This window comes from Novosphingobium sp. NDB2Meth1 (genome assembly GCF_900117425.1).
In the GTDB taxonomy this organism is placed as follows: domain Bacteria; phylum Pseudomonadota; class Alphaproteobacteria; order Sphingomonadales; family Sphingomonadaceae; genus Novosphingobium.
Genome location: NZ_FPEH01000018.1, coordinates 36,482 through 52,699, shown reverse-complemented (window position 1 = coordinate 52,699; position 16,218 = coordinate 36,482). Strand labels below are relative to the sequence as shown.

Below are 16,218 nucleotides of genomic sequence, written 5' to 3'. Positions count from 1 at the left end.
GGGACTCAGTTCCCGGTCATCTGGGCATTGAGCAGCAGCGCGCCCTCACCGACGATCTTGTCACCGTCCTTCAGGCCTGCGGTGACGAACGAGAAGTTCTCGCCCCGCTCGCCCACCTGCACCGGGATCCGGCGGAACCGGCCCGGTCCCTCGACACGGAACACGAAGCTCTTGATCCCGGCTTCGACGATTGCGGCATTCGGCACCTTGATGGCAGTGCGCCCGTCATCGGTCACCAGTCGGGCGCGGGCATACATCTCAGGCTTCAGGGCCAGATCGGTGTTTGCAAGCTCGGCACGCAGCTGCACACGGCGGGTGTTGGGGTCGACTGCCAGCCCCACCTTGGTAACCCGCGCGGAGAACGTCCGGTCCGGCCACGCGGGTACGGAGAACTCAACCATCTCGCCCACCTTGGCGCGGGCTGCCGCATCCTCGGGAACGTCGATCAGAAGCCACAGGCGGGTCGGGTCGGATACGGTGAACAGCGGCCCCTGGCCGGCGCTGACCTGCTGCCCCGGATTGAGCTGGCGATCGACGACGTAACCAGCGATCGGGCTGGTCAGCGCCAGGCTGTCCCCGCGCCCGCCACCGAGATTGCGCAGCCTGAGCCGGGCGCGCTCGAGTTCCGCGGCGGCGGATGCGGAGTCGGCCTCGGCCGCCTCAAGATCCCGCCGGGCGATCGCCTCGCCCTGGAACAGCACGCGCGAGCGCGCCATCTCGCGCGCCTTCTGGGCGCTGACCGCCTGCGCAGTGAGCACATCGGCCCGCGCCTGGCCCAGATCGGGCGCATCGATCGTGGCGAGAACCTGCCCGGCCCGGACCTGCTCGGCGATATCGACAAGCAGCTGCGTCACGCGTCCGGCCACAGGGGTGCCGACCCGGCTGGTCAGCGTCTCGTCAACCACGAGCCGGGCATTGAGGTCTGCCGATACCGGCAGCGGGCTGGACTTGGCTGTGAGAACCGTGACCGCATTGAGCTCATCCGACCCCGGAGCGAAGGCGATCACCCCGGGTTCGGTCTTGGCAGGCGGCGCTTCGGGCGGAGCGGAACTGCCGCAGGCGGCCAGCGAGCCGGCGGCAAGCGCGAGCAGAACGGTTCCGGAAAACAAGGTGGTAGCGCGCATTTCAGTTGTCATCCGCTGTAGTCTGCGCCGCGTTCAAGCGGGCAAAGGCATGGGCCTCGTCATTGCGTGCGTCGATTGCATCAAGCTCGACCGCGCGCAGGGAGCGGCGCGCATCGAGCAGTTCAAGCAGCGATGTAGCGCCATTGCCGTAGGCGAACTCGGCGATCCGGGCGGCGTGGCGAGCCGCGGGAAGCTGCTCGTCCTCGATCGTCTGGCGCCGGGTCGCTGCTTGCTGGTAGGCATTGCGGGCAATCACGATGTCGGCAGTGGCCACGGCAGTCGCCTTGCGCAGTTCGGCTTCGGCCTGAACGAGCTGGGTCCCCGCCGCATCGACCTCGCCGCGATAGCGATTGCGGATCGCGAGCGGAACCGAAACGCCGAAACCGACCGAACTGCCGATGCCCAGCGATGCGGGTGCGCGTTCATACTGGAGCGTGACCGTGACATCCTGCTTGCGCAGCGCGTTGGCCCCGTCGAGACTGCGCTGGGCCGCGCTGAGCCGCGATTGCGCCGAAAGCACCTCGGGTCGCTGCAATGCCAGCAGATCGGCAGGCGCCGACTGGCCGGAAACATCGCTGCCGGGCCAATCCGATGTGGTGGAGATCGTATCGGCCAATCGCTCTTGCCCGATCAGAGTGGCAAGAACGAGGCGCGCGCTCCGCAGATCGGCCTGGGCCTGCTGAAGATCGGTATTCGCGCGCGATGCCTCTACCTTCTGGCGTGCCAGATCGGCACCGGAAATGGCACCGGAACGCGTTTTCAGGCCGGCCAGCTGCAGGCCCTGCGTATAGCTGGCCGCAATGTTTCCAAGCAGGTCGACCCGCTGTTCGGCAGCCTTGAGATCGAAGTAGCTGTCGAAGATGGCCTCGCGAATATCGCGCCGGGTTGCAGCCAGATCGGTTCGGCTTGCCGCCAGCAGGGCGGATGCCGCAGCGGTCCTCGCCCGGCGCTTGCCACCGCGTTCCAGCACCATGTCCACGCTGACCAGCGTATCGGCGATCTGGTCCACGCGCCTCGTACCGATCAGGTTCGGACGGATCTGGACTGCGCTGAGATTCAGGTTGGGGTTGGGTGCGGTATCGGCGATCTTCCGGTTTGCCTCTGCGGTTCGGACTGCGAGCCGGGAACGGAGCACATCGATGTTGTCGTTCTCGGCAGCCAGCATGGCCGCTTCCAGCGACAGCTTCGAAACAGCGGCTTGATCGGCGATTGAAGGACCGGCTTGTGCGAAAGACGTTCCAGGCAGACTGCAAGCAACGGCAACCCACCAGAACTGTCGCGTAAGGGACAAAAATCGGACCATCTCTGCTGCCTGCTGTCAAATTGACGACATGCCCAGCAGAGGTCCAGCCTGCCGGTAACGAATGCGGGCGCCCATAGTCTCATCGCAACATGTCTTGCAATGGCCTTGTGGCAAATCATGTCCGGATCGGATCAAACGGCAGGCACGCCGGTTGTGGCCTTCCTGCGGAGACCTGGCCCTGTCCTGCCAACATGACGCATTCGTAACCCGCCAGAAAAGCCGCCGCAAAGGCCGCAGGCGCAGAGAGCCCATGCCGAAAGGGATAACCAACAGCCATGCTCTATGCGGCGAAGGGACTTATCATGTGAGGCATTGTGGGGATCGTCAGTGGCCAGCCTGTTGAAGGTTGCCTGTTCACAGCATTACGTCGGCACCAATACCGCGGGTATGCCTCAGCCGGTATCGCTACCGTCGAAGACGGAGCGATCGTGCGCCGCCGAGCCGGGGGCAAACTGATCAATCTGGGGCAAGTGCTGGCCGAGGAGCCCCAACGCCGCGGGCTGGCAGGGCAAGCCTCCGGTCCAAGGGCCGGAGGCTTGTTTCGTGCTGGCCGGTCCGAGCCGTCCACAGCTGCGGATGAGCAACCCCACTGCGGCGAAGCGCGCGTTAGAAGACTTTAATCTTGGCGTATTCCAGCTGACAGGCTCGCAACCCCAGTGTCTGTCATTCCGGTGCCCACCACTCACGCCAAATTTGGTTGCACGAGGAAGGCACCAGGCGCATGCGGACCCGAATCACCCGCAAACCTCTGCTCTTCTTTGATCTTCTTGGAATGCCCGGAAGCATCTGGAAGCTTCCGGATAAGCGATTGGTAGCGGAGGAGGGATCTTTTATGAACCTACAAATTTTTGTTTTAAAATCTTTTTTTGAGGTATCGTCTGTCAATACCCCCAACCTTACCCCCATGATTTAGGGCTTTTCGACGATCGGTTCATGGGCCGGGCTGAATCGAATGTAGTGTGGCGCATTGCCAACATCCGGGAGCCTCTGTCCGTCAACTCAGGTAGCGACAGAAAGCGCAGACGCGCGTCGGAACAATTCCAAGGTCACCGGATCGCTTTCGTTTTCCCGTATGGCGACTTCGAACTGCAAGCGAGCAATCGGCGGAACATGGCATTCGACGAGGCTGCCGTTTGCAATGTAGCGGCGCGCCATGGTTTCCGGGAAGAGCGCTGCACCAGTGCCACGCGCGACAAGAGAAAGCATGGTCTCGACATTGTTGCACAAGTTGAAGGCGCGCAGCCGCAATCCAGCCGATCTAAGGCTCTCGCCCGCGATCCGATGAATCGGCGAATGCTCCCCGACGGACCACACCGGGGCACGCACATCAAGATACGGCGGGAAATCCGCGCGCGGGCTGGTCAACCAGACGAGACCAACGTCCCCGATCGGCATTGTGCGCAGGCCAGGGCTGGAAACGGGACCTGCGAGAAACGCGATGTCGCGTGTGCCTGCCAGCACGTTCTGCAGCATTCGTGCAGTCAGATCGAGGTCGATCTGGAGGGTGACGCCAGGAAAATCATGGCCCACCGAGCTGACAAATTGCGGGAGGCAAGTGGCCGCCGCGATCTCGCCCGCAGCAATCCGCACTACCCCGGTCGCCCCGGCATAGCTTCCTGCTTCAAGCAGCGCGCGTTCCAACCCTGCAAGCAAAGGTTCGCAATCCTGAACCAGTTGCCGACCTCGCGCTGTCAACACCACGCCCCTGCCCTCGCGGCGAAAGATGGCAACTCCCAGTTGAGTCTCGATCTCGCGGACGCGGGCTGAGATGGCTGGCTGAGTGGTATGCAGGCGCTCGGCCGCTGCGCGGAAAGTGCCGAGACGGGCGATCCAGAGCAGCGTTTCAAGGTGGTAGATTGCAAGCTTATGCATAGCCAACTCTTATCAAATCTGGATAAATCTAATCATTGGAACCTAATCCTTCGGAGCCGTAAGGTTCAACCCCGCACGGAGGAACCATGGCCAACAAGCTTTATCCCGATGCCGCCAGTGCCCTTGACGGGCTGCTGCGCGATGGTCTCCTGATCGCCTGCGGGGGCTTCGGCCTTTGCGGCATTCCCGAGCGCCTCCTGAATGCGGTGCGCGATTCCGGGGTCAAGGACCTCACCTTTGCCAGCAACAACGCCGGGATCGACAACGAAGGCATCGGCATGCTGCTGCGCACGCGGCAGGTGAAGAAGATGATCGCCAGCTACGTGGGCGAGAACAAGGAGTTCGAGCGTCAGTACCTTTCGGGCGAGCTGGAAGTGGAATTCTGCCCCCAGGGCACGCTGGCCGAACGCATGCGTGCGGGCGGCGCGGGCATTCCGGGCTTCTACACCAAGACCGGTGTCGGCACCCTGGTGGCCGAGGGCAAGGAATCCAAGGTTTTCGGCGGCCAGGAATACATTCTCGAGGAAGGCATCTTCGCCGATCTGGCGCTGGTAAAGGCATGGAAGGCGGACGAGACCGGCAACGTCGTGTTCCGCAAGACGGCACGCAATTTCAACGTGCCGGCGGCAACCTGCGGCAAGGTCTGCGTGGTCGAGGTGGAGGAAATCGTCCCCACCGGCAGCCTTGATCCAGATAGCGTCCACCTGCCGGGCGTCTACGTCCAGCGGATGATCGTGGGTTCGCCTTACGACAAGAAGATCGAGTTCCGCACTGTTCGCAACACGGATGTCGGCTGATGACCAAGCATGATGGACTGACCGCAGGCTGGACCCGCGACCAGATGGCCGCCCGCGCCGCGCGCGAGCTTCAGGACGGCTTCTATGTGAACCTCGGCATCGGCATCCCGACCTTGGTGGCGAACCATATCCCCGAAGGCATGACCGTCACGCTGCAGAGCGAGAACGGCATGCTCGGCATCGGGCCCTTTCCGCTCGCGGGCGAGGAAGACGCCGACCTCATCAACGCCGGCAAGCAGACGATCAGCGAACTGCCGCAATCGGCCTATTTCGACAGCGCGCAGAGCTTTGCGATGATCCGCGGCGGGCACATCGACCTCACCGTGCTGGGCGCGATGGAAGTGGCCGAAAACGGCGACATCGCCAACTGGATGGTGCCCGGCAAGATGATCAAGGGCATGGGCGGCGCGATGGACCTCGTCGCAGGCGTCAAGAAGATCATCGTGGTGATGGAGCACTGCGCCAAGGACGGCGCGCCTAAGTTCATCCCCGCCTGCACCCTGCCGCTGACCGGCAAGGGCGTGGTCGACATGGTAATCACCGATCTCGCGGTCTTCGCGCGGCTCGATCATGCCTCGCCATTCAAGCTGATCGAGCTTGCGCCGGGCGTGAGTGCGGAGGACCTGCGGGCCAAGACGACCGCACACTACGTAGAGTAGCGCAGGGGAACTACTCCCAGTCGATCAGCATATAATCGCGCTTTTCCGAACCGCATTCCGGGCAGATCCAGTCGTCGGGCACGTCTTCCCAGCGCGTGCCCGGGGCCAGACCGGATTCGAGATCGCCCAGCGCCTCGTCGTAGACGTGGCTGCAATTCTGGCAGCGATAGCGGCGGAAGGCATCAGCCATGGGCGCCCCCTTCCGCGCGGGTCATCGTGACCATGATTTGCTCATAGCCATTGGTGAAACAGGAGGGCAGCCGGTGCGGCTCTCCGACCATTTTGACCTCCATGTCGCGCGCCGCCATTTCCTCGATAAGCGTGACCAGCTGCAGCTCGGCGAGACGCGCGCCGAGGCAGCGGTGGATGCCATAGCCGAACGAGAGGTGGCGCCGCGAGTTTTCGCGCGCCGGGTCCCAGCGGTCGCCATCGGGGAATACGGTTTCATCGCGGTTGGCCGAGTTGTACCAGAGCACGACCTTGTCCCCCTTGCGGATGGTCTTGCCGCGGAATTCCACATCGCGCGTGGCGGTGCGGCGCATGTGCGCGATAGGGGTCTGCAAGCGGATGGTTTCTGTTGCCGCGCCCGAGGCGAGCGCTGCCGGATCGGTTTTCACCGCCGCCCAAGCATCCGGGAACTGGTTGATCCGCTCGATCAGACCCGACATCGAATTGCGCGTGGTGTCGTTTCCGCCGACCAGCAGCAGCGCGATCGCACCGATGAAACGCTGCTCGTCCATGTCCCCGAACGAGCTGGAATGCGCCATCATCGACAGCAGATCGGCCTTGGGCGGCGCTGCGCGGCGTTCGTCGTAAAGCTCCTTGAAGCGCGCGGCCATTTCGAAGACGTGGCGCTCGCGTTCGGCATTGAGCACCGGATCGGGGCCAATATCGATCTTCGCGGCCCAGTCGGACCATTCAGGCAGCTTATTGCGCTCTTCCCACGGGAAATCGAACAACGTGGCGATCATGGCAGTGGTGAGCGGAATCGAAACGCTGTGCACCCAATCGAATGGCGTGCCGACCGGGAGCGCATCAAGGATCGCTCGTGTCCGTTCGCGCAAGGGGCCGGCCAGTTTGGTGATCTCGCTCGGCGCGACGGCAGGCGCGACGGCCTTGCGCTTCTCGCCGTGCTCGGGATCATCCATGGCGATGAACATGCGCAGCTGGACCCCGGTGTCCTGCATGTCGAAAATGACGATCCCGCCATGCTCCCACGAAGAGGAGAACGTTTGAGGATCACCCTCGACCGCAACGATGTCCTCGTAGCGGGTGATCGACCAGTACGGACCGAAGAAGCTGTTCTGGCAGTAGTTGACCGGGTCGTTCTCGCGCAGCTGCGCGAACATTGGCCGCCAGGCGCTGCGGGCCCAGAGTCCACCTTCCGATACGTCAAGCCCTTCGCGGGGCAGAGCTTCCACTGCTGACATCGCCTCTCTCCTCTCCGTACGCCAAACTAGTTTAGTACTTTACAATCTTGGCGCTGGGCATTTATGCAGCCGCACGGTATCACACTTTTGCGTTTAATCTATACGCAAAAATGAAATTGGCGCGAGAGGTAGAGGAACACACCGCATGCTGGAGAGAGATGGCAGCCGCCTGTTTGGCGAGGAGCACCGCGCCTTCCGCGACATGGTCCGCAAGTTCATCGCGCGCGAATTCACCCCCCGCATCGCCGAGTTCGACGAAGCCGGCGTGGTCAAGCGTGATTTCTGGCTGAAAGCGGGCGAGGCTGGCCTGCTATGCCCGACCATGCCATGCGAATATGGCGGTATGGCGCTCGATTTCACCTTCAACGCGATCCTCAACGAGGAATTCACCTACGCGATGATGTCGGACAGCGTGACGCTGCAGAGCGACATCACGATGCCCTACCTCGTGCGCTACGCCAGCGATGCGCTGAAGCAGCGCTGGCTGCCGCAGATGCTGCGCGGGGAGGCCATCGGCGCGATCGCGATGACCGAACCCGGCGCCGGCTCCGACCTTCAGGGCGTGCGCGCCTCCGCCCGGCGGGACGGCGACGATTTCATCATCAACGGTTCGAAAACCTACATCACCAACGGCCAGAACGCCGACCTGATCCTCACCGTGTGCAAGACCGAACCCGATCTGGGCGCAAAGGGCACCTCGCTGATCCTCGTGGAAGCCACCCGCCCCGGGTTCGAACGCGGCCGCAATCTCGACAAGATCGGCCAGTGGATGTCGGATACGTCCGAGCTGTTCTTCAACGATGTGCGCGTGCCAGCCAGCAACGTGATCGGCGAAGTCAATCGCGGCTTCATCTATCTCGTCAGCGACCTGCCGCAGGAACGCCTCTCGATCTCGATCACGGCGCAGGCTGCGGCGCAGCGCGCCTATGACGAGGCGGTTGCCTTCGTGCGCGACCGCACGGCCTTCGGCAAGAAGGTGATCGACTTCCAGAACACCCGGTTCACGCTCGCCGACATCAAGGCCAAGCTCCAGGTCGGCTGGGCGCATCTGGACTGGGCCATCGAACGCCATGTGCGGGGCGAGCTGACGGCGAACGAGGCGGCGGCCTCCAAGTACTGGCACACCGAGATGCAGTGGGAGGCCTGCGATGCCGCGCTTCAGCTGCACGGCGGTGCGGGCTACATGAACGAGTACCCGATTGCCCGGATCTGGCGCGATGCACGCGTGCGGCGCATCTATGGCGGCACCAGCGAGATCATGCGCGATTTGGTGGGGCGTTCGCTCTAAGCGAGCAGAAGGTTTTCCAGCGCAGCAATGTGCGCACCAGTTAAGCCTGCCGTGGCGAGGTAGGATGCGGTGCCGCCAAACTGCTGCTCGACCGCCTGAAAGCTGGCCGCGAGATAGGATTCCTCGACCGTCATCAACCGGTCGATGGCGTGCTCATCGAGTTCAAAGCCGAGGCGGCCGGAGATAAGCTGGCGCGTCTCCTCACGGGCCTGCGCGTTGTCGCGGCCGAGGCTTGCGAGATAGTCCGCCATGATCTCGTCCATCGAGACGCCGAGTGCGGCAAGCAGGATGGCGATAGCAAAGCCAGTGCGGTCCTTGCCTGCGGTACAATGGATCAGCACCGCTGCCTCGCACCCGATCATGGCTTCCGCGATAGGGCGAAGCTGGCCGTGCAGCGCCGCCGGAAACCCCGCGTAAAGCGTCTGCATGGCCGCACCCGCGCCATGCCGATCTGGACTGTCCTTCAGCGCTGACCAGGGATTGCTGCCGCATTCCACGTGCGCGAGCATGTCGATCGGCCGGACCTCGGCGCCGGTTTCGGCCCAGATCCCGCCCGGAACCCGCGCCCGCTCTGCCGCGCTGCGCAGATCGAACACGAGCGCGATGCCGAGTCGGGCAAGGACTGCGTGATCCTCGGGCGTAGGATCGACAACCGCATCCGCGCGGTAGAGCCTGCCGGCCGCGAGCGATCGCCCGCCCCTGCCGATGGCCGGAGTCACGCCGCGAAAGTTGGGTGCGCAAGTGAGCAATCGCTCGGTATCAGTCATGCGTCAGATAGTCCCACATGCGTTCGGCCACGCCGCCGGACCAGACCTGACGCGCGGCAATCTCATCCGCATCCAGCAGCCCCTGCGCCGGATCGAGGCCCATGACGCGCACATCGCGTTCCACTCTCGCGGCATCTTCAAGAAACCACGCCAGCGTAACCGCGCGTTGCAAGGACGCCTCGGCCACAATCGCGCCGTTGCCGCGCATCACGATGGCGGACTTGTCCCCCAGCGTCGCTGCCAGCGCGGCCGCCGCAGCATCATCGCGGAGAAGCCGGGGATCGTTCCACAGCGGCAGATCGGCAAAGTAAGCACCGATCCCGTGGCGCGGACGGGGCACGAGCCCTTGCGTCGAAAGCGCCATGAGCGATGGCGGCATGATCCTGCACACGGCCCCGACATCGGGCCGCCGCGCATAGATCTGCTGGTGCGCACGAACTTCGCCGAGCACGCCCTCCGGCAAAGGTCTCTCGATGCGGCATACGGTCCCCGGCGCATCGCCGACCAGCGCGAGCGGACGGGCCGCGCAGACGAGAAACGTCTCGTGATCAAGCCGCAGGCTGCAATGGCCATAGGCATGGACGAGCCCAGCCCGCGCCAGCGCCCGGGCCGCCTGCTGGACGAGGCGTTCCTGTTCGGGCGTCGCCGGGATCACGCCTCGTTCTGCCTGGCAAGATCGAGCGCGATATCGACAAGCATGTCTTCTTGCCCGCCGACCATCTTGCGGCGGCCCGCTTCGGCAAGGATCGCGCGTGGCTCCACGCCGTAGTCCGCCGCTGCCTTTTCGGCATGGCGCAGGAAGCTGGAATAGACCCCGGCATAGCCCAGCATGAGCGTTTCACGGTCGACGCGGACGGGGCGGTCCTGCAGTGGGCGCACCAGCTCTTCGGCGGCATCCATCAGCGCATAGAGATCGCACCCGTGGTTCCAGCCATAGCGATCCGCCGCGGCGATAAACACTTCGAGCGGGGCATTGCCCGCGCCCGCGCCCATGCCGGCAAGGCTCGCATCCACCCGCACTGCGCCGTTCTGCACCGCGACGATGGAGTTGGCGACGCCGAGCGAGAGGTTGTGGTGGGCATGGACACCGCGCTGCGTTTCCGGTTTCAGCACCCGGTCATAGGCCTGCAGACGCGCGGCATATTCGTCCATGTTCATCGCGCCGCCGCTGTCCGTCACATAGACGCAATGCGCGCCGTAGCTTTCCATCAGCTTGGCCTGCTGCGCGAGCGCATCGGGGCTCGTCATGTGGCTCATCATCAGGAAGCCCGAGACGTCCATTCCAAGGTTCCGCGCAGCCTCGATATGCTGCTTCGAGACGTCCGCCTCGGTGCAATGCGTGGCGATGCGCACGGACTTCACGCCCATTTCGCAGGCGTGCTTGAGATCGTGGGCCGTGCCGATGCCAGGCAGGAGCAGCGTTGTGAGAATGCTGTGCTCCAGCACTTCGGCGACCGCGCCGATCCAGTCCCAATCGGTATAGGCGCCGAAGCCGTAGTTGAAGCTGGAGCCTTGCAGGCCGTCGCCATGCGCCACTTCGATGGCATCGACCTTGGCGCGATCGAGCGCCTTGGCGATCTTGCGCACGTGATCAAGGCCGTACTGGTGGCGGATGGCGTGCATGCCATCGCGCAGCGTGACGTCCTGGAGGTAGAGTTTCTGCTTTGTCGGATCGAAACTCATGCTGCCATCCTCAGTGCGATCTTCTCGGCAGTCTTGAGCGCAGCCGAAGTCATGATGTCCAAGTTGCCAGCGTACGCAGGCAGGTAGTGCGCAGCGCCTTCCACTTCGAGGAAGACGCTGACCTTGAGGCCGGTGAAGCTGCCACCCATTTCGGGAATGCGCAGCGGCTGGTTGCCGCCGATGCCCTCGAACTGCACTGCCTGCTTGAGCCGGTAGCCCGGCACGTAGCTCTGCACTTCGGCCACCATGTCGTGGATCGACTGGCGGATCGCCTGGCGGTCGCCGTCCTCGCAGAGGCAATAGACCGTATCGCGCATGATCAGCGGCGGCTCGGCAGGGTTGAGCACGATGATCGCCTTGCCGCGCGTAGCCCCGCCGACATCCACGATGGCCTGTGACGTGGTCTCGGTGAACTCGTCGATATTGGCGCGCGTGCCGGGGCCTGCGCTCTTGGATGCGATCGAGGCGACGATTTCGCCGTAGTGCACCTTGGCCACGCGGTTAACCGCTGCAACGATCGGGATCGTCGCCTGCCCACCGCAGGTCACCATGTTGACGTTGAGTGCATCGAGGTTCGCCTCGCCGTTGACCGGCGGCACCGTGTAGGGGCCAATGGCGGCCGGGGTGAGGTCGATCATGCGCTTGCCCGCGGCCAGCACCAGCTCGCTGTTGCGCTTGTGCGCACCGGCGCTGGTGGCGTCGAACACGATTCCGATCTCGGCGAATTCGGGCATCGCAAGCAGGCCGTCGATCCCCTCGGCGGTGATCGGCACACCCAACCGCGCCGCGCGCTTCAGGCCGTCGCTCTCGGGATCGATGCCGACGAAGGCGCCCATCTCGAGAACCTCGGACAAGCGCATGATCTTGATCATCAGGTCGGTACCGATGTTGCCCGAGCCGATGATGGCGACTTTGGTTTTCGCCATGTCAGGCTTCCCCATAGGTGAAGCTGCAGGCGCCGATACCCGCGATGCGCGTCTCGACCCGGACGCCGGGCCGCAGCGCAGCCATCGGGCCGAGCGCACCGGCCAGCAGTACGTCCCCCGCACGCAGCGGCTCACCGCGTGCGGCCAAGGTCTGCGCGAGCCAGGCGGCGGCATTGAGCGGATTGCCGAGCGCGGCAGCACCCAAACCGGTTGACACGGTCTCGCCGTCAAAGGTCATTTCCATGGACGCGCCTTCGAGATCGAGCCCCGCCAGCGGCAAACCCTCACCGGCCAGCACGAAAAACGCGGAGGAGCCGTTGTCTGCCACCGTATCGGCGAACGTAATCTTCCAGTCGGCAATCCGGCTGTCGACGATCTCGATCGCGGCGTGGACCGCAGCAACGGCAGCCGCCACTTCCTCAACAGTCGTAGCGGGCGAGGGCAGGTCCGCCCCCAGCACGAAGGCAATTTCCGCCTCGGCCTTGGGCTGGATGCACTTCGCCGGATCGAGCATGCCACCATCGGCCACCCGCATATCGTGGAACAGCACGCCGAAATCGGGCTGGTCCACACCGAGTTGTACCTGCACAGCCTTCGCCGTCAGACCCGCCTTGCGACCTACGATGCGGCGGCCCTCAGCCTCCCAGAACCGCGTGTTGATCTCCTGAACCGCATAGGCGCCGGTTACATCGGTCGGCTCGAGGCCGTCGCGCAAGGGGGGTACTGCACCGCCGCTGTAAGCCTCACGCAGGCGCTTCGCGAGCGCTTCATGGTCAACCGCTTTCATCGTGATCCCCCCTGCCCATGTCCGAGGCGCAGCACCTTGCTGCGGTGATTGACATTCGCGCCCTCTCTTTTTACATACCAATCGCACGGTTTGTTGTAAAGCACCGGCGTGAGGATGCGAGCATGGCGGATTTCCCCCGGATCATCGATGACAGAGCGGCGAGTCGCTTCCTCGTCCCGCGCGAGGCCTTCACCAGCGAGGCCACGTTCGAGCGCGAATACGCGGCCATCTTCGATCGCTGCTGGCTCTATCTCGGCCACGCCTCGGAGCTGGCCGAGCCGGGCAGTTTCCTCACCCGCAAGGTGGCGCGCCGACCAATCCTGTTCACGCGCGACAAGGCGGGTGAGTATCACGCGCTGTTCAACGCGTGCCCGCACCGCGGCGCGCTGGTCTGCCGCGAGCGCAAGGGCGCCGCACGCGCGTTCATGTGCATGTATCACGGCTGGACGTTCGGTTCGGACGGCCACCTGATGAGCTTGCCGGGGAGCTCCGGCTATCCCGACGGCTTCAAGACCGATCCGCAAAAACAGATGGTCCATGTGCCCCGGATGGAGCGCTTCGGCGATTTCTTCTTCATCAGCTTCGCGGCCGATGGCGAGGATCTGGCGACTTATCTGGCCGAGGCGGGGGATTACCTGAGGCTGGTTTCGGAGCATTCCGCGAGCGGGATGCAGATCGTCGGCGGCACGCAGGAATACGCGATCCGGGGCAACTGGAAGCTGCTCGCAGAGAACAGCTTTGACGGCTATCACGCCGCCTGCAACCATTCGACCTATCTTGAGTATCTCAAGAACGCGAACGGTGCACTGGGCGCGACCCCGCTTTCCGGCATCGCGCATGATCTCGGCAACGGCCACGCCATGGTCGAATACACTGCGCCCTGGGGCCGCCCCATCGCGCATTGGGTGCCGCTGTGGGGCGAAGAGGGCAAAGCCGAAATTGCTGCGATCCATGCTGCGCTCGAAGCGCGGGTTGGCTCGGAACGCGCCGAGCGCATCGCCCACCGCAACCGCAACATGGTGATCTTTCCCAACCTCGTGATGAACGACATCATGGCCGTCACCGTGCGCACGTTCTACCCGACCGCGCCGGGCTACATGGAGATCAACGCCTGGGCGCTGGCCCCGCGCGAGGAAAGCGAGTGGCTACGCAAGTACCGTCTCTACAACTTCACTGAATTCCTGGGCCCCGGCGGCTTCGCCACGCCGGACGATGTCGAGGCCATCGAGAAGTGCCAGCAAGGCTATGCCTCAGGCGGCGACGGCCTCGTCAACGACATTTCCAAAGGCATGAACCGCGAAGATGGGGCGCTGTTCGACGACGAGGAGCAGATGCGCTGCTTCTGGCGTGAATGGGACCGGCGCCTTGCCGCGGTGGAGGCGTGAGATGATGCTTGTCCAGATCCCCGACGCCCTGCTGCTGCGCCTTGCGGTGGAAGACCTGCTGTTCCTCGAGGCCGATCTGCTCGACCAATGGCGGCTCGACGAATGGCTCGCGCTCTACACGCCGGACGCGCACTACAACGTGCCGCCAAGCGATGTCGACGGCGACACCGCCGATCCCGACAAGGCACTGTTCTACATCGCCGACGACCATGTGCGGATGCGCGAGCGGGTGATCCGCCTGAACAAGGTCGGCGCGCACAGCGAGCACCCGCGCTCCAAGGTCCGCCACCTTGTTTCCAACGTGCGCGTGCACCGCGAAGGCGATGCGATCCATGCGCGCTCCTCGTTCATCGTGTGGCGCAGCAAGGACATCACCAGCGATGCCTTTGTAGGCCATTACCTGCACCGGATCATCGAGGCTGACGGCGGCTTGAAGATCGCGAGCAAGACCTGCGTGCTCGATATGGAAGCCCTGCGGCCGCACGCGCGCATCAGCATCATCCTGTGACGGAGCAAGCCCCCATGGACCAGCCCATCCGCTTTGCCCGGCTCGGTTTCTGCCGATTGCAATGCAGCGATGTCGCCGCCACCGCTGCCTTCTACACCGATCTCATGGGGCTTTCCGGTGAGGCACAGCCAGACGGATCCGTCTGGCTGCGTTGCAGCGACAAGCCTTACGATATCGTGCTGAGCAGCGGCCCGGCAGGCCTGATCGGTGCAGGCTTCGAGCTCGAAAGCGAAGCCGATCTCGAACGCGCCTATGAACGGCTGAAAAACATCGCCACTGATGTGCGCTGGCTCTCGCCCGCCGAGTGCAAGCCGCAGGCCCTCACCCGGGCGCTGGCCTTCACCGATCCGGTCGCCGGTCTCGCCTGCACGTTCTATGTCGGCCAGACTGCCCCGGCAAAGCCGTTCACCCCCACATCCACGCACATCGCGCAGATGGGGCACCTCGTGCTCAACGTGCACGATCTCGATGCCGCGCACCGCTTCTGGGCCGATGCGCTGGGCTTTGCCGTTTCGGACCGGGTCGAAGGCGTTGCCGAGTGGCTCCGCGCCTGGCCCAATCCACTGCATCACAGTCTGGCCCTGCTCCAGCATTCGGCCAACACCCTCCACCACATCAATTTCATGGTGACCGATATCGACGACATCGGAGCCGCGATGAACCGCATGAAGGCTGCGGGCGTGCCGATCGTTTTCGGCCCCGGACGCCACCTGCCCTCGACCAGCATCTTTCTCTATTTCCTCGATCCCGACGGCAACACCAACGAGTTCAGCTTCGGAATGGAACTGTTCGAAGAGAACGGCGCCCGCGGCCCGCGCGAATTGGAACACAAGGCCGAAGTGATGGACATGTGGGGCAGCAAACCCGATCCGCGCTTCGGCAAGGGCGGCCCCATCCTCTCGCCGCGCGAGCAGGTCCATGGCTGATCCCGAACCGCTCAAGGGCCAGATCGCGATTGTCACTGGTGCGGGTCGCGGTATCGGCCTCGCCATTGTGCGCCGCCTTCTGGAAGATGGCGCTAGCGTGGTTATTGCCGATCTGGACAGCGCACTGGCGGAGGCAGCCTGCACCGCGCTGGGGCAAGACCGGACGTGGCCCTTCGCAGGCGATCTGGCGCAGGAGGAAACCGCCCGCGCGCTGATCGATGGCGCGCTTGGCCGCTTCGGCAGGATCGACATTCTCGTCAACAATGCCGGCGGCGGCATTCTGCGCCCGTTCCTCGAACATACGCCAGAAACCCTGCGCGCCACGATAGACCGCAACTTGTGGACCGCGATCTGGTGCTCCTGGGCCGCTCTGCCGCACATGAAGGCGGCGGGCTATGGCCGGATCGTGATGCTGGGTGCGGATTCGGTGCGCAACGGCCTTGTCGATCATGCTGGCTACAACGCCGCCAAAGGCGGAATGCACGGGCTGACCACCGGCTTGGCGCGCGAATTTGCGCGAGACGGGATCACCGTCAACACGGTCGCCCCTTGCGCCGTACAGACCCAGCAGCTGGAAGATGTGCGTGCGGTGAACCCCGCGCTGGTCGAAAAGGTCTGCGCGATCATTCCCATCGGCCGTCCGGCGGAAGAAGCCGAAGTCGCCTCGATGGTCGCCTATCTCGCATCGCCGCAGGCCAGCTTCGTCACCGGACAAGTCATCAGCGTCAACGGCGGGACGACCATGTTGTGAACGCATCACGCC

General features: G+C 64.1%; 17 protein-coding genes. 7 read left to right on the top strand and 10 right to left on the bottom strand.

The genetic code is table 11. The annotated features are described in order from the left end of the window. Window positions 1-5: 5 nt before the first annotated feature. The 3 genes from NDB2M1_RS14515 to NDB2M1_RS14505 all read right to left on the bottom strand — a co-directional run bounded on the left by NDB2M1_RS14515 (window position 6) and on the right by NDB2M1_RS14505 (window position 4,299). Window positions 6-1,124 (bottom strand): efflux RND transporter periplasmic adaptor subunit, encoded by a 1,119-nt coding sequence (locus tag NDB2M1_RS14515; RefSeq protein ID WP_171955406.1) that lies wholly within the window; start codon window positions 1,122-1,124, stop codon window positions 6-8. A 1-nt stretch (window position 1,125) separates the two neighbouring features. Next, on the bottom strand, window positions 1,126-2,289 hold the full coding sequence (locus NDB2M1_RS14510) for a TolC family protein (RefSeq protein ID WP_072383387.1): 1,164 nt from the start codon (window positions 2,287-2,289) through the stop codon (window positions 1,126-1,128). Window positions 2,290-3,426: 1,137 nt separating this feature from the next. Next, on the bottom strand, window positions 3,427-4,299 hold the full coding sequence (locus NDB2M1_RS14505) for a LysR family transcriptional regulator (protein ID WP_072383385.1): 873 nt from the start codon (window positions 4,297-4,299) through the stop codon (window positions 3,427-3,429). Window positions 4,300-4,385: 86 nt separating this feature from the next. On the opposite strand from NDB2M1_RS14505, the gene NDB2M1_RS14500 reads away from it, so the two are divergent. Together NDB2M1_RS14500 and NDB2M1_RS14495 are read left to right on the top strand one after the other, a co-directional pair. Next, the gene (locus NDB2M1_RS14500) at window positions 4,386-5,096 is read left to right on the top strand and encodes a CoA transferase subunit A (protein WP_072383383.1); all 711 of its coding nucleotides are present in this window, start codon (window positions 4,386-4,388) and stop codon (window positions 5,094-5,096) included. Next, window positions 5,096-5,755: a CoA transferase subunit B gene (locus NDB2M1_RS14495; protein WP_072383381.1), complete on the top strand. Its 660-nt coding sequence runs from the start codon at window positions 5,096-5,098 to the stop codon at window positions 5,753-5,755. The genes NDB2M1_RS14500 and NDB2M1_RS14495 overlap by 1 nt, the downstream gene beginning before the upstream one ends. Before the next feature lie 10 nt (window positions 5,756-5,765). Here the strand turns inward: NDB2M1_RS14495 and NDB2M1_RS14490 are convergent, their stop codons facing one another. Both NDB2M1_RS14490 and NDB2M1_RS14485 read right to left on the bottom strand, forming a co-directional pair. Beyond that, window positions 5,766-5,945 carry a rubredoxin gene (locus NDB2M1_RS14490; protein ID WP_072383379.1) on the bottom strand — a complete coding sequence of 60 codons (180 nt, stop codon included), beginning with the start codon at window positions 5,943-5,945 and terminating at the stop codon, window positions 5,766-5,768. Beyond that, window positions 5,938-7,185, bottom strand: coding sequence for a cytochrome P450 (locus NDB2M1_RS14485; RefSeq protein ID WP_072383376.1), 1,248 nt, complete (start codon window positions 7,183-7,185; stop codon window positions 5,938-5,940). Before NDB2M1_RS14485 ends, NDB2M1_RS14490 begins: the two co-directional genes overlap by 8 nt. A gap of 145 nt (window positions 7,186-7,330) precedes the next feature. Between NDB2M1_RS14485 and NDB2M1_RS14480 the strand changes: the two genes are divergently transcribed. Continuing rightward, window positions 7,331-8,473, top strand: coding sequence for an acyl-CoA dehydrogenase family protein (locus tag NDB2M1_RS14480; RefSeq protein WP_072383374.1), 1,143 nt, complete (start codon window positions 7,331-7,333; stop codon window positions 8,471-8,473). Here the strand turns inward: NDB2M1_RS14480 and NDB2M1_RS14475 are convergent. From NDB2M1_RS14475 to NDB2M1_RS14455, 5 genes are read right to left on the bottom strand one after another with little or no spacing between them, the layout of a single operon-like run. Further along, the gene (locus NDB2M1_RS14475; protein ID WP_072383372.1) at window positions 8,470-9,240 is read right to left on the bottom strand and encodes a tyrosine-protein phosphatase; all 771 of its coding nucleotides are present in this window, start codon (window positions 9,238-9,240) and stop codon (window positions 8,470-8,472) included. The genes NDB2M1_RS14480 and NDB2M1_RS14475 overlap by 4 nt on opposite strands. Continuing rightward, window positions 9,233-9,895 (bottom strand): class II aldolase/adducin family protein, encoded by a 663-nt coding sequence (locus NDB2M1_RS14470; protein ID WP_072383370.1) that lies wholly within the window; start codon window positions 9,893-9,895, stop codon window positions 9,233-9,235. The genes NDB2M1_RS14475 and NDB2M1_RS14470 overlap by 8 nt, the downstream gene beginning before the upstream one ends. Continuing rightward, window positions 9,892-10,923, bottom strand: coding sequence for a 4-hydroxy-2-oxovalerate aldolase (gene dmpG / locus NDB2M1_RS14465; RefSeq protein WP_072383368.1), 1,032 nt, complete (start codon window positions 10,921-10,923; stop codon window positions 9,892-9,894). The genes NDB2M1_RS14470 and dmpG overlap by 4 nt, the downstream gene beginning before the upstream one ends. Continuing rightward, window positions 10,920-11,849, bottom strand: a complete 930-nt coding sequence (locus NDB2M1_RS14460) for an acetaldehyde dehydrogenase (acetylating) (protein ID WP_072383366.1) — start codon at window positions 11,847-11,849, stop codon at window positions 10,920-10,922. Before NDB2M1_RS14460 ends, dmpG begins: the two co-directional genes overlap by 4 nt. Window position 11,850: 1 nt before the next feature. Then, a complete protein-coding gene (locus NDB2M1_RS14455) occupies window positions 11,851-12,636 on the bottom strand; it encodes a 2-keto-4-pentenoate hydratase (protein WP_072383364.1) in 786 nt (261 codons plus the stop codon). A 122-nt stretch (window positions 12,637-12,758) separates the two neighbouring features. On the opposite strand from NDB2M1_RS14455, the gene NDB2M1_RS14450 reads away from it, so the two are divergent. Genes NDB2M1_RS14450 through NDB2M1_RS14435 form a run of 4 tightly spaced genes read left to right on the top strand, consistent with a single transcriptional unit; the run spans window position 12,759 to window position 16,206 of the window. Then, the gene (locus tag NDB2M1_RS14450; protein ID WP_072383363.1) at window positions 12,759-14,021 is read left to right on the top strand and encodes an aromatic ring-hydroxylating oxygenase subunit alpha; all 1,263 of its coding nucleotides are present in this window, start codon (window positions 12,759-12,761) and stop codon (window positions 14,019-14,021) included. A gap of 1 nt (window position 14,022) precedes the next feature. After that, window positions 14,023-14,529, top strand: a complete 507-nt coding sequence (locus NDB2M1_RS14445; RefSeq protein ID WP_072383362.1) for an aromatic-ring-hydroxylating dioxygenase subunit beta — start codon at window positions 14,023-14,025, stop codon at window positions 14,527-14,529. A 14-nt stretch (window positions 14,530-14,543) separates the two neighbouring features. Then, on the top strand, window positions 14,544-15,455 hold the full coding sequence (locus tag NDB2M1_RS14440; protein WP_072383360.1) for a VOC family protein: 912 nt from the start codon (window positions 14,544-14,546) through the stop codon (window positions 15,453-15,455). Continuing rightward, window positions 15,448-16,206, top strand: a complete 759-nt coding sequence (locus NDB2M1_RS14435) for an SDR family NAD(P)-dependent oxidoreductase (protein ID WP_072383358.1) — start codon at window positions 15,448-15,450, stop codon at window positions 16,204-16,206. Before NDB2M1_RS14440 ends, NDB2M1_RS14435 begins: the two co-directional genes overlap by 8 nt. Window positions 16,207-16,218: the final 12 nt, after the last annotated feature.